Here is a 19,088-nt window from a genome sequence, read left to right as displayed (position 1 = left end):
CGCGGCCACCTCCGTAGCGCAAGCGCCAGAATACGGACGCGGCCGCGTGATGACTTCATGGCTCACTCGCTGGCGCTCGTTCACAGGGACGACCCTACCCAGCGCGTTCCGCGCCCCAGGACACCTACCGGGTCCCGCCCCGGATCAGGGCCATCGCCTCGGCCCGGGTGGTGGCGTTGGAGCGCATCGTGCCGCGTACGGCACTGGTGATCGTGCGGGCGCCGGCCTTCTTGACGCCGCGCATCGTCATGCACAGGTGCTCGGCCTCGATCACCACGATCACGCCGCGGGCCTCGAGGATCTCGGTGAGAGCGTCGGCCACCTGGGTGGTGAGACGCTCCTGCACCTGCGGTCGCTTCGCGTAGACGTCGACGAGCCGGGCGAGCTTGGAGAGGCCGGTGATCTTGCCGGACTCGGCTGGGATGTAGCCGACATGGGCGACGCCGGTGAACGGCACCAGGTGGTGCTCGCACATCGACCACAGCTCGATGTCGCGGACCAGGACCATCTCGTCGTGGCCGAGGTCGAAGGTCGTGGTGAGCACGTCCTTGGGCTCCTGGTGGAGCCCGCGGGTCACCTCTTTGTAGGCACGGGCGACCCGAGCGGGGGTGTCGAGCAGTCCCTCGCGGTCGGGGTCCTCCCCGATCGCGTAGAGCAGCTCGCGCACGGCCGCCTCGGCCCGCTTCTGGTCGAATGGAGGAACGTCCGCCACGTCCCGCTCGGGGACGTGGACGGGCGCTACATCATCGAAGGTCTCGGACATGTGTTCCGTATCAGGCAGGCGGGGTCGCCTCGGGCGAGCCGGCCTCGGTCGGCTTGCCGAGGTCGACACCGTTGGCGGACTTCTGAGAGGCGGAACGAATCGCCTTGGCAACCGCTGCCTTGTCGCGCTCGACGATCCACTGCGGGATCTCGACCGCGGGGCGGTCCGAGGGGCGGCGGGTGTCGGAGCCGGTCCAGGCCGGACGCGGGTCGCGGCGACGCAGCGGCTCGAAGATCTCGGCGACCTCCTGCTTGGAGAGCGTCTCCTTCTCCAGCAGCTGCAGGACCAGGTTGTCGAGGACGTCCCGGTTCTCCTCGAGGATGTCGAAGGCCTCCTGGTGAGCGGTCGCGAGGAGCTTCTTGGTCTCGTCATCGACGATGGCCGCGATCTCCTCGGAGTAGTTGCGCTGGTGGCCGATGTCGCGCCCCAGGAACGGCTCGCCGTTGGACTCCCCGAGCTTGATCGCACCCAGGCGCTCGGTCATACCGAACTGGGTGACCATCGCGCGGGCGAGGTTGGTCGCCTTCTCGATGTCGTTGCCGGCACCCGTGGTCGGGTCGTGGAAGATGAGCTCCTCCGCGGCACGGCCACCGAGCATGTAGGAGAGCTTGTTGAGCATCGACGAGCGGGTCTGGCTGTATTGATCGTCGTCGGGCATGACCAGGTTGTAGCCCAGCGCCTTGCCGCGCGGAAGGATGGTGATCTTCTGGACCACGTCCGGACCCGGCAGCGCCGCGGCGACCAGCGCGTGGCCACCCTCGTGGTAGGCGGTGATGAGCTTCTCCTGCTCGCTCATCAGGCGCGTACGCTTCTGCGGGCCCGCGATCACGCGGTCGATGGCCTCGTCGAGGGCCTTGTTGGTGATCAGCTTCTGGTCGCTGCGCGCGGTCAGCAGCGCAGCCTCGTTGAGCACGTTGGCCAGGTCGGCACCGGAGAAGCCAGGGGTGCGGCGAGCCACCGAGTCGAGGTCGATGTCGCCGGCCAGCGGCTTGCCGCGGGCGTGGACCTGGAGGATCTTCTCGCGACCGGCGAGGTCGGGCGCGTCCACCTGGATCTGACGGTCGAAACGGCCCGGGCGCAGCAGCGCCGGGTCGAGCACGTCGGGACGGTTGGTCGCCGCGATCAGGATCACCCCGCCGCGTACGTCGAAGCCGTCCATCTCCACGAGGAGCTGGTTGAGCGTCTGCTCACGCTCGTCGTGGCCACCGCCCATGCCGGCGCCGCGGTGACGGCCGACGGCGTCGATCTCGTCGATGAAGACGATGGCGGGAGCGTTCTCCTTGGCCTGCTCGAACAGGTCACGGACACGGCTCGCACCGACACCGACGAACATCTCGACGAAGTCCGAGCCGGAGATCGAGTAGAACGGCACCCCGGCCTCGCCCGCGACGGCTCGCGCGAGCAGGGTCTTACCGGTTCCGGGCTGGCCGTAGAGCAGCACGCCCTTGGGGATCTTGGCGCCGACAGCCTGGAACTTGGCCGGCTCCTGCAGGAACTCCTTGATCTCCTGGAGCTCCTCGACCGCCTCGTCCGCACCGGCGACGTCGGCGAACGTCGTCTTCGGCATGTCCTTGGTGATCAGCTTCGCCTTGGACTTGGCGAACTGCATGACCCCGCGGCCGCCGCCACCCTGGACCGAGTTCATCAGGAACAGGAACAGCACGATGATCAGGACGAACGGAAGCAGGAAGCTCAGGATCGAGCCGAGCACGGAGGGCTTGGCCACCTCGGAGTTGAACTCCTTGAGGTTGTCACCCTCGGCCTCGGTCTTGCGCACCATCTCGATGAGCGCTTCCTGGTCGCCGTCGACCCACGACGTGGTGACCTCGGCGCTGCCCTTGCGGGCGTCCTTGGTCAGGGTCGCCTTGATCTCCTGGTCGCCGTCGACGAACGTGATCTCCTTGACCTGGTCGTTCTGAATGTATTCAGTCAGCTCGCTGGTGGTGATCTCGTCACCGCCGTTACGAGGGGCCAGGTACTGCAGCGCCAGGATCACACCGAGCACTGCCAGGATGATCCACAGCCAGGGACCTTTGAATATGCGCTTCACAGGCTTCTTTCAACCGTTACGGGGTCAGACACCGCACGCCGGGGAGCGTGCTCGTCATTTAGAACGACGGTACACGCCAAATCGTGCCCGAACCCACCTGAGCGGTTCTGCCATCAGCGAAAGCGGCGATCCAGCGAGGTAGCCGGGCGAAACCGACCTAGTGTGTCGACATGGCCGAAAGTAAAGCCTCGACAGCGGGTCCCACCAGCGCCTCCGGCAGCCGTCTCGCCGTGATCATCGTCGGGGCACTGATCGTGCTCCTGGTCGTCCTCGTCGTGGCTGCGGGCGCGGTCGCCTGGCGGCTCGTGGCGCAGGGGTCCGATGACGTACGCGTTCCGCCGGCCTCGCCGTCGGCCACCCCGTCCACGAGCTCACCGAGCGCACCCCCACCGGCGCCGGTCGCTCCCGCGCCGGTCCCGGACGGGACCTGGCAACCGGTGACCTCGGCGAAGGACCGGATGACCTACGACGTACCTCCGGACTGGGAGCCGGGTCCGGACACGCTCGCCGGGTTCGAGTCCCCCACCGGCGAGGTCACCGCGCTCATGCACGGCGTCGCCATCTACGGCGACGACTGGTGCGACGGCAACTGGCACACCCTGGTCGGTTTCGTCACCCCCGGCTCGATCTCCGACAAGGGTACGATCGAGGCCACCGCGATGCACTGGGCCAAGGCGGCCGCCCAGGACGACGGCGGCAGCAACCCGACCGGATCGCTCGGTGAGCCGCGGACGGTAGAGGTCGACGGCGGCCGCACCGCCGCCACCGCGGTGACCGCGAGGGCCGTACCGCTCAGCCAGAGCTGCCCGGTGCCCGCCATCGAGGTGACCGTGGTGTCGGTGCCCAAGCCCTCGGGCCAGGCGCTCTTCGTGGTCGTCGCCGACCGGGGCGCCGAGGGGTCGAACCCGGACGCAGCGCTGGCGAAGGTCATCGCCAGCGTGCGTCCGGCCCGCTGAGGCTCAGCTGCGCCTATTGCTTCGGGCTGCGCTTCAACTGTAGATGTGCGGGGCGAGGGTCGAGATGTCGCGGAGGTTGCGGTACTTCTCGTTGAAATCCAGGCCGTAGCCGACCACGAACTCGTCGGGGATGTCCCAGCCGACGTACTTCACCTCGACCGGCATGCTGACCGCCTCGGGCTTGCGGAGCAGCGTGACGATCTCGAGGCTCGCCGGGCCGCGGCTGTTGAGGTTGGAAGTCAGCCAGGTCAGCGTCAGGCCGGAGTCGATGATCTCATCGACGATGAGCACGTGCTTGCCGGTGACGTCGGTGTCGAGGTCCTTCAGGATCCGCACCACACCGGAAGACTTGGTGCCGGAGCCGTAGGAGGACACCGCCATCCAGTCCATCTCGACGTGGCGGTTCAGGGCGCGCGCGAGGTCGGCCATGATCATCACCGCGCCACGCAGGACGCCGACGATCAGGAGCTCCTCGCCCTCGTAGTCCTTCTCGATCCGGCGGGCCAGCTCTTCGACCTTCGCCTGGATCTCGTCGTGGGTGAACAGGGTCTTCACGAGGTCGTCGCCGACGTACTCGGTGTCCATGGGCGCCACTCTAAATGCTCGTCGGGAAAGGGCCTGATTCGAAGACGATCGTCGCGTTCGTACGCCGCGCCCGCAGGTGTCCCGGCAGGTCGATCCAGCGCTGCCCGCGCCAGCCGGTGACCAGCTCGTCGACGGCCTTGACGTGCTCGCGGGTGAGCTCCGCGGGCGGGCTGCCGGCCGCGAGGGCGGCGATCCGGAGGACCCGGGTGCGGACGGCGGCGGGGTACTGGGCAAGGGTCTCGACCGTGAGGGTTCCGCCGAGCTCGCGGTGCATCGCCTCGGCGATGTCGTCGATGAAGTCGGCGTCCTCGCGGAGCTGCTCGGCCGTGCGGGCCAGCGCCTCGGTGACCCCCGGGCCGAGGTCCTCCTCGAGCGTGGGCAGGACCCGGTGGCGGATGCGCGCGCGGGTGTAGGCGAAGTCGCGGTTGTGGGGGTCCTGCCAGACGTCGAGGCCCTCGATCTGGCAGGCGGTCTCGGTGTCGGTCCTGGTGGTGCCGAGGAGCGGGCGTCGATAGCGGTCGAAGGCGGCGCGCATCCCGGAGAGGCTCCGGGCGCCCGAGCCTCTGGTCAGGCCCAGCAGCACGGTCTCGGCCTGGTCGTCGCGGGTGTGGCCGAGCAGAACCACGCTCGCGCCGAGGCTTTCGGCCAGCTGGTCCAGGACCGCGTAACGGGCCTGTCGGGCCGCTGCCTCGGGCCCCTCACCGTCGGCCCTGACCTCGACGGTCGCGGTGACGGTCTCGTCGACGCCCATCTCGGCGAGCTGGGCGATGACCTTGCTCGCCTGGGCGTCGCTGCCTTCCTGCATCCCGTGGTCGACGGTCGCGCCGATGATGTGCAGCCCGAGCTTGTGGCCCTCGAACACCGCCGCGGAGGCCAGCGCCAGCGAGTCCGCTCCTCCGGAGCAGGCCACGATCACCTTGTCGCCCGGCTCCAGCTGCTCGAGCGTGGCGCGGACGGGGCGGCGTACGGCTGCGATCGAGGGGTGGAGGCTCACCACGTCACCCTAGCGAGGCGAATGCTCGTCGAGGTATGCAGACGAACAGTCACTTCCCTCGTGGAACTCCGCACGGGAAGTGACACCTCGTCTGCATACCTCGACGAACCAACCGGCGAGTCACAAGACCCGCGCGACCCAGGCGTCCGGCTCGACGATCTCGGCCTTCGACGGGAGGTTCTCGGGGCCGGCGAAGACGGCGTTGAACTCGTCCATGCCGACGCGGTCGACGACGTGACGTACGAACTTCGCGCCGTCGCGGTACTGCGCCATCTTGGCCTCCAGTCCGAGGAGGCGGCGCAGCAGGCGGTCGAGCATGCCGATGCCCTGGCGGCGCTTGTTGAACGCCTTGCGGATCGCGGTGACGCTCGGGATCACGCCGGGGCCGACGTCGTCCATGACCACGTCGGCGTGGCCCTCGAGCAGCGACATCATCCCGGTGACCCGGTCGATGATCTCCTTCTGCTCGGGCTTGGCGAAGGCATCCACGATGCTGCCGTTGCCCTTCAGCGCCTCGGTGACACGCTGCAGGCCGCCATCGAAGATCGACGCAGGGTCCATCGCCTCGGAGAGACCCTCGATCTGGGCGAAGAGGTGGTCGCGCATCCACGGGCTCGCCGTGAACTGGACCCGGTGGGTCTCCTCGTGGAGGCAGACCCACAGCCGGAAGTCGGTCGGGTCGAGGCCGAGCTCGCGCTCGACGTGGACGGCGTTGGGCGCGACCAGCAGCAACCGGCCCGAGGGGCCGAAGAACGGGTCGAACTGGCCGAGGATCTTCGAGGACATGAAGCCGAGCAGACCACCCACCTCGGCGGCACTGACCTTGGAGCCGACCGCCAGGGAGAGGGCGCCCGGAGCCCGCTTCGCGGTGATCCGGTCGACCACCGGCGAGATCACGTGGGCGAAGGTGTCGGCGTTGGCCTGGATCCAGCCCCTGCGGTCGACGACGAGGACCGGCGCGGTGTCGCGGGGCGCGTCCAGGCCGGTGAAGTCACGCACGAACTCGGTCGCCTTCGCGGCATCGGCACGCAGCTCCTCGACGGCCTGCCGGGCCTCGTCGCGCGAGACGATCGGGCCGTCCCCGGCGACCTTCGCGCCGAGGCGCACGGCCAGGTCCCAGTCGACCATCGTCGCTCCGGTCGGCCTGGGCTCCTCAGCTCGATGGGTCATGCCTACGACCGTAGCCGACCGGACCTATGCCGAGCATCGACACGTCGCGACCGACGCCATCGCATCGTCGAGGGCGTCGCGTACGTCCAGGGTCTGCTCGGGCTTGAACCCGTCGGCCATGAGTACGACGACGAACGGCGTGCCGCGGGCGTCGACCACGATTCCGGAGAGCCCGGACACTCCGGTGAGGGTGCCGGTCTTCGCCCGCACGCGGCCGCGACCCGGCTCGGCGTCGAAGTTGAACCGGCGCGACAGCGACCCGACCCAGCCGGCGACAGGCAGGCCGGTCGTCGCCGGCGCGAGCTCGGGGCGCTTGGCGCTGGCCGCGGTCTGGAGCGTGCTCACCAGCAGCGTCGGCGGGATCCGGTTCTGCCGGGAGAGGCCGGAACCGTCACGGAGGACCAGTCCCGTGGTGTCCACGCCGAGGTCCTTGAGCGTGGCGGTGATCGCCGCGGTGGAGCCGTCGAAGGTCGGCTCCCCCGCCGCGAGCCCGACGTGGCGGGCGAGCACCTCGGCGAGCTGGTTGTCGCTGTGCTGCAGCGTGTACTCGACGATCTCGCGGAGCGTGTCGCCCTGGCGTACCGCGAGCTGGGCACCTGCCTTGGTCCCGCGCACGGGCTTGCCGTCGACCTTGATCCCGTGCTTGACCAGGGCCTTCTTGAACTGCTCGGCGGCCTGCAGGGAGGGATCGCGGCTGTAGCCCGTCGCCTGGGACCCACCGTGGTCGACCAGCAGCGCGGTGATCCCGCCGACCTCTTCCCCCAGGTAGGTGCGTCGCCAGGTCGGGCTCAGCACCGGACCGGTGAAGAGGCTGTCGTCGTAGGCGAGGCTCACCGTCTTGGTGGTGCCGAGCTCACGGGCCGTCTCGACGGCGAGCGCATCGAGGTCGTTGCTGGTGAGAGATGCGTCACCTCCTCCGACGAGCGTCACCGTGCTCCCCTGGAGGGTGGTGCTGGTCTCGAAGCGACGCTCGGGACCGTACGCCTCCAGCACCGCCACGCTGGTCAGCACCTTCGTGACACTGGCCGGAGTGGCGGCCCCGGTGCCATGGGTGACCAGCGGGGCGCCCTCGAGCGGCGCGATCGCCGCCTTGAGATGCCGGCCGAGGCGCTTGTCGCCGACCATCTCGCGCATCACCCGCTCCAGCGCGGCCTGATCAGGCTTTCCGGGAGTCTTCGTCTGCTGGCCCGCGACCGCCGCCGGGCTGACCGTGGCGATGCTCAGCGGTGCCGGCGGCGGGGTCGGCGCGACGTTGCCCTGGGCATAGCGCACCCACCCCAGGGCGTACGCCGCCGCCGCAGCTCCCACCAGGAGTGCGAGCACCAGCGGCACCACGATCGCGAGCTTCCCGCGGGCCTCGTCCGTCTCCTCTGACGGCCACTTCGGCGGGGTGTCAGGCTCCACGGATATCCTCCTCGATGCCGGGTCTGACGCCGATCGGTGTCAGACTGTCCGGCATTCCGTTTTTGGGTTTGTCTGGAGGCAGAGAAGTGACGCAGGAGTTCGACGTACTGATCGAGGTCCCCAAGGGATCCCGCAACAAGTACGAGGTGGACCACGAGTCGAATCGGCTTCGTCTCGACCGCGTTCTGTTCACCTCCATGATGTACCCCGCAGACTACGGCTACATCGAAGACACCCTCGGTGGGGACGGTGACCCGCTCGACGCGCTGGTCCTGACCCCCTACCCGCTCTTCCCGGGCGTGCTGGTCCAGGCCCGCCCCGTCGCTATGTACGTCATGGAGGACGAGAAGGGCCAGGACGAGAAGGTCCTCTGCGTCCCCTGCGACCCCCGCTTCGACCACATCCAGGACCTCGCGGACGTCGACGAGTGGACGCTCAACGAGATCAAGCACTTCTTCGAGCACTACAAGGACCTCGAGCCCGGCAAGACCGTCAAGGGCTCCGACTGGGTCGGCAAGGCCGCCGCGGAGTCGGAGATCGCCGCCTCGATCGACCGGTTCAAGAACACCGCTCACTGAGTCCTGTCGCCTGCTGACCGAGGCGATGCCCTGAGCTTGTCGAGGGGTGACTCGGTCGTCGGGCGTGGATGTTCACCGAGGTAACTCGGTCAGCATTCGTCGAGCGCGGCGCGCAAAGAGTCGTACGTCGCCTCCAGTTCGCCCGCGACGCTGAGGACGACCTTCGTCGCGGGGCGCTGGGCCACCAGGTCGGCGAGCTTGGCGGCGTACGCTCTGAGGTGCTCGTCTCCACCTGACTCCGCCACGATCTCTCGCACGATCGGGTGCCAGGGATCGCTGCCGTCATCGCGTGCGTGGAATCGACGCAGGGCGTCGTTCTCGACGGCTTCGAGCATGACCTCCACGAACTCGGCACCGGCGTCATGTGCCGCCTGCTCGAAGCGTCGGAGCTCGCTGACTCTGGCGAACAGCTGTGGGAGCACCACGTCGCCGGACTCACCGAGGTAACCGCGGATCAGTCCCAGGGCCGCCGGCCGGATCCGGGCACCGGCGCCGAGGAAGTCGTCTCTCCACCCGCCGATGAACGTACGCAGCAGGTCGATGTCACACACCAGCGTGCCGGGGTGGTCGGCTGCGAAGCGCCTGGCGAGCGTCGATTTTCCTACCCCGGGCATTCCGTTGATGAGGATCAGCCTGGCCACGTGGCCAGTCAACCACTCGCCGGGGTTCAGCTGGCGATCCGCATCCGGGACTCGAACCGACCCAGCGTCCGGCGTGGGCTGTCCAGGTCATCCCAGATGACGCGCACGAAGCCGTAGTCGGTGATCTCTCGGATCTCGTCCTCACGCCGTTTCTCCTCGAACACAGCATCACTGGGCGCCTGACCAGGCCTGAGCAGCTTTCCGTACTTCACCCGGCCGTCGAACTCACCGAACAACCGGAATTGCGGCCAAGCGAAGTCGACGATGCCGACCAGTGAACCGTCGGCGCGATAGACCGGCACCTGAAGCTCCGGCCGCGGCAGGCCTCCGACACGGAACAGCCACAGACACCGCGACTCCCCGATCGATCCCGACAGCGGATCCGCGTGTGCGACGGCGGCTCCGAGCGGATGGCTGAAGGGCCACTGGTTCATCCGCTCGTATTCGGCGATCAGCTCCGCCTTCGTGAACGCCGTCGCTCGGAGGCCCGCATCGAGAAGGCACTGAGTGACCTCGTCGTCGGCCTGAAGGCTCGTCTCGAGCGCACATCGCACCGCAGGCAGCGTACGCAGCCCGTCGCGTGTCTCGACCTCGTCCTCCCCCACTGCGCCCAGGTGATGGACGACGTCTCCCTCGAGCGGACGTCCGGCACCATCGAGCCTGGTCACATGCACCTTGGCGAGATCCACACCCCACAGATCGATCCCGTGCGCGACCATGCCGGACACATGGCTCAAAGCGATCTTGCCGCCCAGCGAACGCTGCACGGCCCGGGCACGCACGCGGTGTCGTCCGACCGCGTCGAGTGCTGCCCATTCGTCGGCGAAGACATAGGCCCCGCGTCTGATCCGGTGCCATGCCCCCTGACGGACGACCGCGGTGATCTCGCGGTCTGCGTAGCCTGCGTTCTTCGCTTCGCGGCGGGTGAAGAAGCCTTCGCCGGCGGTGATGATTCGTAATGGGTCCATGCGTCCAGGCTTCGTCCCTGCGCCGACATTTCCGACCCGAATCGGGTGGCCTGTGGATAACTCGGAACCGAACGCCACCTGTGGAGAGTCAGCGGCCCGGGTTCCGCGCGGGGTGCGGGCGGATGCTCACCGAGGTAACTCGGCGAGCCCTCACTGCCTTCACGGAACTCCACGAAGCCAGTGGCACCCGACCGAGTTACCTCGGTGAGCATCCGCCCCGCCCTCAGCCGATCAGATCCTCCGCCCGCAGCAGCTCCTCGGGCACCCCGAAACCGTCGACGAGCAGCCGCGCATGCGGGCGGAGCTCGCGGCAGAGTCGGTTGATCTCGGCGGTGATGGCCTTGGAACGCTCGGAGGAGAGCCGGCCGTGCTCCATGAACCACGCACGGTCGGCCTCGATGACCGAGAGTGCGCTGAGGTCGCAGACGACGTCGAGCACGTCGCGCACCGCCCCGGAGGGCAGCCCGCGGACCTTCTCCCGGAACGCCTCGTGGATGAGCCGCTCGACGTGCGCATGGGCGACACCGATGACGTGGTCCTGCACGGTCGAGAACACCGCACCCGGCTCTCCGCCGGCCTTGACCCCGGACTGCAGGCGCCGGGCGACGCCGGCGAGCATGTGCTCCTCGCGGAAGCGCAGCATGGCCAGGTGGTAATCGGCGTCGAGGATGTCCGGCTCGCGCTCGCCCGCGATCGGGACGACGTCGCGGACACGTTCGAGCAGCTTGTGCACGGCGGTCCGCTCCAGGACCGTCTCGACGGCGAGGCCGGCCACGAAGCGGACCAGGTCGAGCTGGTCCATCTCCTCGAACTCGCTGGAGTAGCCGGTGAGCAGCCCCTTTGCGACCAGCTGCAGCAGCACGGTGTTGTCGCCCTCGAACGTCGTGAAGACGTCCGTGTCGGCCTTCAGGGCCGCGAACCGGTTGGCGGCCAGGTAGCCCGCGCCACCGCACGCCTCGCGGCACTCCTGGATGGCCCGGGTGGCGTGCCAGGTCGCCAGTGCCTTGGTGCCGGCGGCTCGCGACTCGAGCTCTCGGCGGGCGTGTTCGGAGGTGGCGACACCGGAGAAGACGTCGTGCAGGTCGTCGCGTACGACCTCCTGCGCGAAGCGCAGCGCATAGGTCCGCGCGACCAGCGGCAGCAGCCGGCGCTGGTGCTGGCCGTAGTCCATGAGCAGCGACTCCTCGGCCTCAGCAGAAGCCTCGAACTGCCGCCGCCGCAGCGCGTAGCGGACCGCGATCGTCAGCGCGACCTCCGAGGCGCGGATCGCCGCTCCCCCGACCGAGACCCGGCCCTGCACGAGCGTGCCGAGCATGGTGAAGAAGCGCCGACCGGCCGACTCGATCTCCGAGACATACTCGCCAGAGGCGGTGACGTCGGCGAAACGGTTCAGCAAGGACGTACGCGGCACCCGCACGCCCGAGAACCACAGCCGTCCGTTGTCGACGCCGTTGAGCCCCATCTTGGGCCCGTCGTCCGCGATCCTCACCCCGGGAGCCGGTTCGCCGGAGACCCGGATCGGCACGACGAAGGCATGCACCCCACGCTCCTCGCCGCCGACGACTAGCTGCGCGAAGACGACCGCGAGCTCGCCGTGACACGCGGCGTTGCCGATGTAGTCCTTGTACGCATCCTCCCGGGTCGTCTCGATGACGAACTCCTGGGTGGCCGGGTCGTAGGTGGCCACGGTCGCCACGGCGGCCACGTTGGAGCCGTGGCCGTGCTCGGTCATCGCGAAGCAGCCGAGCAGGCGCCCGGAGACGATGTCGGCGAGGTAGCGGTCGTGGTGCCGCGCGGTGCCGAGCTGCAGGATGGCGCCGCCGAAGAGCCCGAACTGCACGCCCGACTTCACCAGCAGCGACAGGTCCCCGCCGGCCATCTCCTCGAAGGCGGCGATGGAGGCACCGACGTCACCGCCGCCGCCGTACTCCTTCGGGAACCCGAGCCCGGTCAGGCCGGTCGCGGAGACGTCGAGGAGCACCTCCCGGACCCGCTCGCGGTACTCCGCCCGGGGCAGCTCCTCGACCTCGTCGAGGAAGTCGGCGCGGTCGGCGAGCGCCCGGCGTACGTCCTGGCGTACCCCGGCATAGCGCCCGTCGAGAAGTGAAGTCAGTGCGGCGGCATCGATGGCGTTCACGTCGCCACCCTATGCCGGGCGGGGTCAGGATCAGGTCAGCTCGTGGGCGACCTTCGCCTCGCGTCCGGCGATCGCGTCGGACTCGGCGACGAGCCGACGCACGCCCTTGCGCTGGAACTTCTGGCCGGCCGCCAGCCCGCCGAAGTAGTAGGCGACGAGCGCGATCATCGCGCCCGCGACGTCGTCGGCGAGATAGTGCCAGCCGAAGTAGACGGTCGCGACGACGGTGATCCCGAAGTTGATCCAGCCGGCCCAGCGGGCGATCTTGTTCTTGATCGTGGCGTGGATCATCAGCGCCACCAGCAGGGTGATGCCGGTGTGCAGCGAGGCGAAGCCACCGACCGACTGCACCACGTTGGCGTCGACGTCGAAGAGGACGTGCTGCCGGGTGAAGACCAGCGACTCCATCAGGCTGCTGGCGGGCGTGTCCGGCAGATCGGCGTAGAGATAGGGGTACTGCAGGCCCGGGCCGACCGTCGGCAGGCAGTAGTAGGACACCGTGCCGAGGATCCAGGCGATGCACTGCGAGGCGACGAACCAGTAGCCGTAGGCCAGGTTGCGCGACCAGACCAGCCATGCGGCGACCGCGAACGGCACCAGCGGCAGGAACCACATGTAGATGTAGGAGAGGAACCACGCCACCCAGCCGGTGCCGAGCAGGTCGTGGAGCAGGATCGCCGGGTCGGAGCCGAAGAGCACCGCCTTGTCGATCAGGTGCAGCTCGTGGTCGAACTCGTAGGTCTCCGGCACGACGAACGGCAGGAAGGACTTGAGGTTCCGGTAGCAGACGTAGACCAGGTAGAAGCAGACGATGCCCATCGCCACGAGCGTCAGCCGCTCACGGGTCCAGTGGGTGCGGACCCGCTCCTTGAAGATCGGCCCCATGTCCTTCCACTTGAACTTCGCCAACCACAGCGTGCGTGGCACGAGGTCGACGAGCAGGGCGGCTCCGACGAGGAGGGGCAACCGGAGCCAGGACGGTCCGAGGAAGCCCTCCGGGTCGAGCATGCGCTTGTCGACGATCTGCGCGGTAACGACTGCGATCAGGCCGAAGATCAGCGCGCTACTGACGAGGAAGATCTGAGCGCGTCGATACATAGCCGTTAAGTTTAAATGGCGGGTGGCTGCTCTGCCGATTCGGGGACAACAGATTCTGGAACGGCCAGCCGGTTCGGCTCCACCCGCAGCCTGACCGACTCGCCCGGCGCCGGCGCCGGCGCCGAGTCGGCGACCGCGTCGACCTCGCCGATGTCGTCGAGACGTACGACGAGCCGGTGCTGTTCCGGCGTGGCCCTGGCCGAGACGACGGTGCCGGTGAGCGGTCCCGCCGGGTCGGCGACGAAAGCCGAGCGGCGGAGCGCCACCGCTCCGGCCGGGCTCAGTCCGGCGGCCTTCAGAACGGTCCGCGCCGCACTGCCCTCGAGCACACGGGCATAGCCGAGGAACAGCGCCGCCCAGGTGTCGGTCGGCCGCGCCCAGACGTCGCGGAGGGTCCCCTCCTGCACGAGGCGACCGTCGCGCAGGAGCGCGATCCGGTCGGCGACCGCGAACGCCTCCTCCTGATCGTGGGTGACCATGAGCGCTGTCGTGCCGGCCTCGTGCAGAATCCGCCGCAGATCGCCGGCCAGACGCTCCCGCAGCCCCGCGTCGAGCGCGGAGAGCGGCTCGTCGAGAAGCAGCAGCCTCGGCTCGACCGCCAGCGCGCGCGCCAGCGCGACCCGCTGCCGCTCGCCACCGCTCAGCGTGCCCGGAAGGCGATCCTGGTAGCCACCCAGGCCGACGAGCTCCAGCAGGTCGGCGACCCGCTTCTCCCGGTCGGCGCCGGGGATACGCCGCAGCCGCATCGAGTAGGCGACGTTGCCCGCGACGCTGAGGTGCGGGAACAGCTGCCCGTCCTGGAACATCAGCGCGAACCCGCGTTTGTGCGTCGGCACCCCGCGCACCGATCGCCCGTCCCAGCCGATCTCCCCCGTCGCCGGCTCCAGCCCGGCCACGGCCCGCAGCAGCGTCGACTTCCCCGAGCCCGACGGCCCGAGCAGCGCCAGCACCTCTCCGTCCGCCAGCTCCAGGCTGACGTCCTCGACGGCGGTCTTCCCGTCGTACGCCACCGACACCTCACGCAGCGACAGCATCGCAACCTCGATCCTGCCGAGAGGTCGGCCCGGTCGGCCGAGGCGTCACGTACGTCGTTCGAGCCGGCACGCGGGTGACCTCTCGGCCGACGGGGGTGACGCCTCGGCCGGCGCGGGTGACTTCTCGGCGTGGATTCACAGTGCTCCGATCGAAGGGACGCGGAGACGCTCGACGAGGAGCATCACGAGGGCGGTGGTGGCGGCGAGTACGCAAGCGGCGGCGAGGGCCATGCCGTAGTTGTCGGAGCCCGGGCGGGACAGCAGGCGGAGGATGACGACGGGGAGGGTGGGGCGTTCCTCGCGGACGAGGAAGGACGTCGCGCCGAACTCCCCGAGCGAGGCCGCGAAGGCGAAGCCGGAGGAGGCGAGGAGGGGCTTCCAGACGGCGGGTACGTCGACGGTCATGACCGCACGCAGCGGCCCGGCCCCGAGCCCGGCGGCGGCCTGGCGGAGCCGGTCGTCGACCGATCCCAGGACCGGCACCAACGTCCTCACCACCAGGGGCAACGCGACCAGAGCCTGGGCCAGCGGTACCAGCCACGGCTCGTCACGGAAGTCGAGGACGCCCGACCCGAGCGTCAGATAGAGCCCGAGCCCGAGCGTGACGGCGCTGACCCCGAGCGGCACCATGAACAGCCCGTCGAGCACCGCGCGCACACGACGCTCGGCGACCGTCCGCGACCGCCGGGTGACCGCGAACGCGACCAGCAGCCCGAGCACCAGCGCGACCAGCGAGGCCTGCACCGCGACGGCCAGCGACGTCATCAGCGCCGTGGTGACCGGCACCGGCAGCGGCGGGTCGAACCCGGGGGTCTGCAGGGCGACGTAGTTCCCGAGGCTCCACCGGTCCTCGACCCGCAGCGACCCGAGCAGCAGCGCCAGCAGCGGCCCGGCCACCAGCAGGACCAGCACCGACGTCGAGAGCAGGGCCGGGAGGTCCCGCGGCGAGACCCGCCGGCGGCGTACGACGACCCGGGACTGCGCGGGATCGGGCACCGAACGCAGCCGACCGGCCACGATCAGGAGACCGACGACGACCACCAGCTGGAGCACCGACAGCACCGCGGCGCCGGGCAGGTCGAACAGGGTGAAGGTGAGCTTGTAGATCTCGGTCTCGATGCTGTTGTAGCGCACCCCGCCGAGGGTGAGCACGATCCCGAACGCGGTCGCGCAGAAGAGGAAGACGACCGACGCCGCCGAGACGATCGCGGGACGCAGGGCGGGCAGGGTGATCGTCCACAGGACCCGCGAAGGCGACGCCCCGAGAGCGGCAGCGGCCTCACCGGGTCGCGGGTCGAGCGACTCCCAGGCCGCCCCGACCGCGCGGATCACCACCGAGGCGTTGAAGAAGACCAGCCCGAGGATGATCGCGGTCGGCGTCCCGTCGAGCCCCAGGCCAGCCAACAGTCCGGCCTCGCCGATGAGCTCTCGGAAAGCGACCCCGACGACGACGGTGGGGAGTACGAACGGCACCAGCAGCCCGGCCCGGATCACACGCTGCAGCGGAAACGCCAGTCGATGCAGCGCGAATGCCGCCGGCAGCCCCAAGGCCACGCTCAGCACCGTCGCCAGCCCGGAGGACCACAGCGTGAACCAGAGCGCCCGCTGGATCTCCGGGCGCCCCACGACCCGGGACACCACGGACAGGTCGAAGGAGCCACCGAAGAACAGGCCGCGCTGCACCATCCCGGTGACCGGCAGGACGAAGAAGACCGCCAGCACGGTCACCGGAAGGGCGGCGAGCGCGACGAGTGTCCCTACGCGACGGGTGGAGCTCACTGCGCGATCGTGTCACTCCAGGTCGCCAGCCACGCTTCCCGGTTCTCCTCGATCTCCTCGGGCTCGACGGAGAGCGGCGAGGTCGGCTGCTGGGCGAACTTCGCCCAGTCGGCGGGCAGCTCGACGCTCGAGGAGACGGGGAAGACGTACATGCTCTCCGGCAGTGCCCCCTGCACGCTGTCGGAGAGCATGAAGTCGATCAGCGCTTGGGCGCCCTCGGGGTTATCGGCACCCTTCAGCACACCGGCGTACTCGACCTGACGGAAGCAGGTGTCGAGCAGCGCGGCGGTCGTCGTCTTCCCGTCCTTGACGGTGAAGGCCGGCGAGGAGTCGTAGGAGACGACGATCGGACGCGTTCCCTTGCCGCCGCCCTTGGTGAAGTCGGAGTAGTAGGCCTGGTCCCAGCCGTCGACGACCTTGGCGCCGTTGTCCATCAGCTTGCCCCAGTAGTCGGCCCAGCCGTCCTCGCCGTACTCGGCGACGGTGGCCAGCAGGAACGCCAGTCCAGGCGTCGACGTCGCCGCGCCAGGAGTCACGAGCAGGTCCTGGTACGCAGGCTCAGCCAGGTCGTCGAGCGACTTCGGCGGCGTCAGCTTCTTCGCGGCGAACCACTCGGTGTCGATGTTGACGCACACGCTGCCGTTGTCGACCGGGGTGAGGAAGTGCTCCTCGTCGCCCGGAAGGTTGAACTCGTCGACCCCGGCGGGGACCGTCTCCGGCGTGTAGGCCTCCAGCGCGCCCTGGTCGATCGCCCGGCTGGCGAAGGTGTTGTCGACGCCGAAGACCGCGTCACCGTCGGGGTTGCCGGTGTCCAGGGCGATCTTGGTGGTCAGCTCGCCGCCGTCGCCCGCGTGCCGGATCTCGGCGGTGTAGCCGGTCGTCTCGGTGAACTCGGCCAGCACCTCCTTCGGCAGCGTGAAGCTGTCGTGGGTCAGCAGCACGACCGTCTTGTCGCCGGCCCCCTTCGACTTCTCGGCCTCCGGCTCCGCCGGCGTGCCGCCGCAGGCGGACAGCAGCAACGCCGAGATAGCTGTGGCAGCGATGGCAGGCGTACGCATGCGCATTTCTGACTCCCTTCGCCGGTGTCAACCGGAGCAGGTTCGGAGGGTCTGCGGCGCTGTTCGCCGCACTCTCAGGCCTTCCGGCCTCCCCTGTCTGTTTCGGGCAACACTACTTGCTTGCGAGAATCCACCCATGACCGACGTCTCCATCTCGTCCTTCGACGACCTCACCCCCAAGACCGCGTACGCCCTGTGGCAGCTGCGCCAGGAGGTCTTCGTCGTCGAGCAGGACTGCCCCTACCTCGACCTGGACGGCCGTGACCTCGAGCCCGGGACGCGTCACGTGGTGCTGACCGACGGCGACCAGCTCGCCGGCACCGCCCGCATCCTCGACGACGGCGACGTGTGGCGGATCGGCCGCGTCGTCCTCGCCCCCACCCACCGCGGCCAGGGCCTGGCGGACGTGATCATGAAGGCTGCCGTCGAGGCCGTCACCGACCGCGACATCGTCCTCGACGCCCAGTCGCCGCTGGCCGGCTGGTACGCGAAGTTCGGGTTCGTGAAGGACGGCGAGGAGTTCCTCGAGGACGGCATCCCGCACACGCCGATGCGGCTCAGGCGATGACGGGAGCGAAGAGCACGCTCGCCTCGGTCTCCTCACGCGTGGCCTGACCCCGCGCCGCCAGCAGCTCGAGATGGGCCTTGGTCTCCATGACCGCGAGGCCGGCGTTGAAGTAGTCGAGCTCGGCGAAGGCACGCTCGTGCCGGGTCCAGCCGAGGTCGTTGGCCACCTCCAGCGCGGAGCGCCGGCCGGCCCGCAGCGAGTCAAGCGACTGGGCGAGCCGCGACTCGTGATGGGCCAGGAGCTCGTCGACGCGCGCGTGCGACGAGGTCGCGACGGGGCCGTGGGCGGGCAGAAGCTGCAGATCGGGCATGGAGCGGACCTTGGTCAGCGAGGCCATGAAGTCGCCCAGCGGGTCGATGACGGGCACCGGCTCGAAGCCGATCGACGGGGTGATCGTGGGCAGCACGTGGTCACCGGCGAACAGGACGGAGCCGGCCAGGTCCGCGTAGACGTAGTGACCCTGGGTGTGACCAGGGGTGTGCACGGCATCGACGTCGCGGCCGGCGACGGAGAGGCGTACGTCCCCTTCGAGCCATCGAGAAGGCATCCGCCAGTGGGACAGGTCGGGCAAGGGCGGCGGGTTGGCGGCCCACACCGCGGCCAGCTCGTGCGCACCGGCGTGGGCGAGCAGCCGGTCGGTCGAGATCCAGCCGTCGAGGTCGCCGTTGGTGAGCTCGAGGGTGGGCCGTTCGCCGGCGCCGAGCAGCACGTCGGCGCCGAACTCCTCACCCAGCACCGAGGCCAGCGTGTAGTGGTCGCGGTGCACGTGGGTGACCAGGAAGCGCCGGATGTCGCCGAACGCGAAACCGAGCTTCTTCAGCCCGCTCTCCAGCGCGGAGCGCCCCTCGGTGATCGCCCATCCGCCGTCGACCAGCGAGAGTCCGTCAGAGCCCTCGAGGACGTAGATGTTCACCGCTTTGAGCCCGTCCATCGGCAGCGGCAGCGGGATCCGGTGCACGCCGTCGGCGACCGTCCATGCTCCCGGAGCGGACCAGTGCTCCCCCGAGTCAGGCGAGATGGCGGTGGCTGTCGACTGACTCATCAGACTCCTTCGGTCGGCCCTGGGGTTCGACCTTTCCAGAGCCAGAGCAGACCCAGGATCGGCAGCAGGGCGGGAACGAAACCGTATCCGCTCCCGAACTTCGACCATACCGATGCATCCGGGAACCAGGACGGCTCGGCCAAGGAGAGGACACCGACGACCATGACACCCGCCAGCTCGATCCACAGCATGACCTTCGCGAATCCCGCCGACCCGTTGGCCGCCCGGCGGATCGCGAACCAGCCCGCGACATAGGTCGCGGC

The 19,088-nt window shown here is 69.3% G+C and carries 17 protein-coding genes, 1 pseudogene and 1 riboswitch; of the genes and pseudogenes, 3 read left to right on the top strand and 15 right to left on the bottom strand.

The annotated features are described in order from the left end of the window. Positions 1-124 precede the first annotated feature (124 nt). Together folE and ftsH are read right to left on the bottom strand one after the other, a co-directional pair. Complete coding sequence (gene folE, locus ACFVDI_RS14445; protein WP_378906072.1) at positions 125-763, bottom strand: GTP cyclohydrolase I FolE; 639 nt, start codon at positions 761-763, stop codon at positions 125-127. A gap of 10 nt (positions 764-773) precedes the next feature. Beyond that, positions 774-2,813, bottom strand: coding sequence for an ATP-dependent zinc metalloprotease FtsH (gene ftsH / locus ACFVDI_RS14440; protein WP_378906070.1), 2,040 nt, complete (start codon positions 2,811-2,813; stop codon positions 774-776). Positions 2,814-2,983: 170 nt separating this feature from the next. Between ftsH and ACFVDI_RS14435 the strand changes: the two genes are divergently transcribed. Continuing rightward, complete coding sequence (locus ACFVDI_RS14435) at positions 2,984-3,769, top strand: hypothetical protein (RefSeq protein ID WP_378906068.1); 786 nt, start codon at positions 2,984-2,986, stop codon at positions 3,767-3,769. 33 nt (positions 3,770-3,802) lie between these two features. On the opposite strand, the gene hpt is transcribed toward ACFVDI_RS14435, so the two are convergent. From hpt to dacB, 4 genes are all read right to left on the bottom strand, one after another. Next, a complete protein-coding gene (gene hpt, locus ACFVDI_RS14430; protein WP_378906066.1) occupies positions 3,803-4,354 on the bottom strand; it encodes a hypoxanthine phosphoribosyltransferase in 552 nt (183 codons plus the stop codon). Positions 4,355-4,364: 10 nt separating this feature from the next. Beyond that, the gene (tilS, locus tag ACFVDI_RS14425; RefSeq protein WP_378906064.1) at positions 4,365-5,348 is read right to left on the bottom strand and encodes a tRNA lysidine(34) synthetase TilS; all 984 of its coding nucleotides are present in this window, start codon (positions 5,346-5,348) and stop codon (positions 4,365-4,367) included. Between the two features lie 120 nt (positions 5,349-5,468). Beyond that, entirely contained in the window at positions 5,469-6,518 is a 1,050-nt protein-coding gene (locus ACFVDI_RS14420) for a zinc-dependent metalloprotease (RefSeq protein ID WP_378906062.1), read from the bottom strand. A gap of 24 nt (positions 6,519-6,542) precedes the next feature. After that, complete coding sequence (dacB, locus tag ACFVDI_RS14415; RefSeq protein ID WP_378906060.1) at positions 6,543-7,922, bottom strand: D-alanyl-D-alanine carboxypeptidase/D-alanyl-D-alanine-endopeptidase; 1,380 nt, start codon at positions 7,920-7,922, stop codon at positions 6,543-6,545. 86 nt (positions 7,923-8,008) lie between these two features. Between dacB and ACFVDI_RS14410 the strand changes: the two genes are divergently transcribed. Then, the gene (locus ACFVDI_RS14410) at positions 8,009-8,500 is read left to right on the top strand and encodes an inorganic diphosphatase (protein ID WP_141796010.1); all 492 of its coding nucleotides are present in this window, start codon (positions 8,009-8,011) and stop codon (positions 8,498-8,500) included. An 89-nt stretch (positions 8,501-8,589) separates the two neighbouring features. Here ACFVDI_RS14410 and ACFVDI_RS14405 read toward each other — a convergent pair whose 3' ends face one another. From ACFVDI_RS14405 to ACFVDI_RS14375, 7 genes are all read right to left on the bottom strand, one after another. After that, positions 8,590-9,141, bottom strand: a complete 552-nt coding sequence (locus tag ACFVDI_RS14405; RefSeq protein ID WP_378906057.1) for an AAA family ATPase — start codon at positions 9,139-9,141, stop codon at positions 8,590-8,592. A gap of 26 nt (positions 9,142-9,167) precedes the next feature. Further along, entirely contained in the window at positions 9,168-10,187 is a 1,020-nt protein-coding gene (locus tag ACFVDI_RS14400) for a type IV toxin-antitoxin system AbiEi family antitoxin domain-containing protein (protein ID WP_378906055.1), read from the bottom strand. Between the two features lie 145 nt (positions 10,188-10,332). Further along, entirely contained in the window at positions 10,333-12,246 is a 1,914-nt protein-coding gene (locus tag ACFVDI_RS14395; RefSeq protein WP_378906053.1) for an acyl-CoA dehydrogenase, read from the bottom strand. 30 nt (positions 12,247-12,276) lie between these two features. Beyond that, positions 12,277-13,344 (bottom strand): phosphatase PAP2 family protein, encoded by a 1,068-nt coding sequence (locus ACFVDI_RS14390; RefSeq protein WP_378906051.1) that lies wholly within the window; start codon positions 13,342-13,344, stop codon positions 12,277-12,279. Positions 13,345-13,355: 11 nt separating this feature from the next. Next, entirely contained in the window at positions 13,356-14,378 is a 1,023-nt protein-coding gene (locus ACFVDI_RS14385) for an ABC transporter ATP-binding protein (protein WP_378906049.1), read from the bottom strand. A gap of 135 nt (positions 14,379-14,513) precedes the next feature. After that, positions 14,514-16,157 carry an ABC transporter permease gene (locus tag ACFVDI_RS14380; protein WP_378906047.1) on the bottom strand — a complete coding sequence of 548 codons (1,644 nt, stop codon included), beginning with the start codon at positions 16,155-16,157 and terminating at the stop codon, positions 14,514-14,516. After that, the gene (locus tag ACFVDI_RS14375) at positions 16,154-17,215 is read right to left on the bottom strand and encodes a thiamine ABC transporter substrate binding subunit (RefSeq protein ID WP_378906045.1); all 1,062 of its coding nucleotides are present in this window, start codon (positions 17,213-17,215) and stop codon (positions 16,154-16,156) included. The genes ACFVDI_RS14380 and ACFVDI_RS14375 overlap by 4 nt, the downstream gene beginning before the upstream one ends. Beyond that, a riboswitch (TPP riboswitch) is annotated at positions 17,212-17,320 on the bottom strand. (Overlaps the previous gene by 4 nt.) A 31-nt stretch (positions 17,321-17,351) precedes the next feature. Here ACFVDI_RS14375 and ACFVDI_RS14370 point away from each other — a divergent pair. Beyond that, positions 17,352-17,783, top strand: a complete 432-nt coding sequence (locus tag ACFVDI_RS14370) for a GNAT family N-acetyltransferase (protein WP_378906043.1) — start codon at positions 17,352-17,354, stop codon at positions 17,781-17,783. Here ACFVDI_RS14370 and ACFVDI_RS14365 read toward each other — a convergent pair. Both ACFVDI_RS14365 and ACFVDI_RS14360 read right to left on the bottom strand, forming a co-directional pair. Continuing rightward, the gene (locus ACFVDI_RS14365) at positions 17,773-18,825 is read right to left on the bottom strand and encodes an MBL fold metallo-hydrolase (protein WP_378906041.1); all 1,053 of its coding nucleotides are present in this window, start codon (positions 18,823-18,825) and stop codon (positions 17,773-17,775) included. The genes ACFVDI_RS14370 and ACFVDI_RS14365 overlap by 11 nt on opposite strands. Continuing rightward, positions 18,825-19,088 (bottom strand): annotated as a pseudogene (locus ACFVDI_RS14360) (hypothetical protein); the annotation flags it as partial. The gene ACFVDI_RS14365 and the pseudogene ACFVDI_RS14360, both read right to left, overlap by 1 nt.

The sequence above is a fragment of the Nocardioides sp. NPDC057767 genome (assembly GCF_042798275.1).
GTDB lineage: Bacteria > Actinomycetota > Actinomycetes > Propionibacteriales > Nocardioidaceae > Nocardioides.
This window is presented reverse-complemented; position numbering and strand designations above follow the sequence as displayed.

What these genes read in the sequence shown, in the direction of transcription:
- folE (WP_378906072.1), bottom strand. Translation starts at nt 763, where the DNA reads ATGTCCGAGACCTTCGATGATGTAGCGCCCGTCCACGTCCCCGAGCGG.
- ACFVDI_RS14435 (WP_378906068.1), top strand. Translation starts at nt 2,984, where the DNA reads ATGGCCGAAAGTAAAGCCTCGACAGCGGGTCCCACCAGCGCCTCCGGC.
- hpt (WP_378906066.1), bottom strand. Translation starts at nt 4,354, where the DNA reads ATGGACACCGAGTACGTCGGCGACGACCTCGTGAAGACCCTGTTCACC.
- ACFVDI_RS14420 (WP_378906062.1), bottom strand. Translation starts at nt 6,518, where the DNA reads ATGACCCATCGAGCTGAGGAGCCCAGGCCGACCGGAGCGACGATGGTC.
- ACFVDI_RS14390 (WP_378906051.1), bottom strand. Translation starts at nt 13,344, where the DNA reads ATGTATCGACGCGCTCAGATCTTCCTCGTCAGTAGCGCGCTGATCTTC.
- ACFVDI_RS14385 (WP_378906049.1), bottom strand. Translation starts at nt 14,378, where the DNA reads ATGCTGTCGCTGCGTGAGGTGTCGGTGGCGTACGACGGGAAGACCGCC.
- ACFVDI_RS14375 (WP_378906045.1), bottom strand. Translation starts at nt 17,215, where the DNA reads ATGCGTACGCCTGCCATCGCTGCCACAGCTATCTCGGCGTTGCTGCTG.
- ACFVDI_RS14370 (WP_378906043.1), top strand. Translation starts at nt 17,352, where the DNA reads ATGACCGACGTCTCCATCTCGTCCTTCGACGACCTCACCCCCAAGACC.
- ACFVDI_RS14365 (WP_378906041.1), bottom strand. Translation starts at nt 18,825, where the DNA reads ATGAGTCAGTCGACAGCCACCGCCATCTCGCCTGACTCGGGGGAGCAC.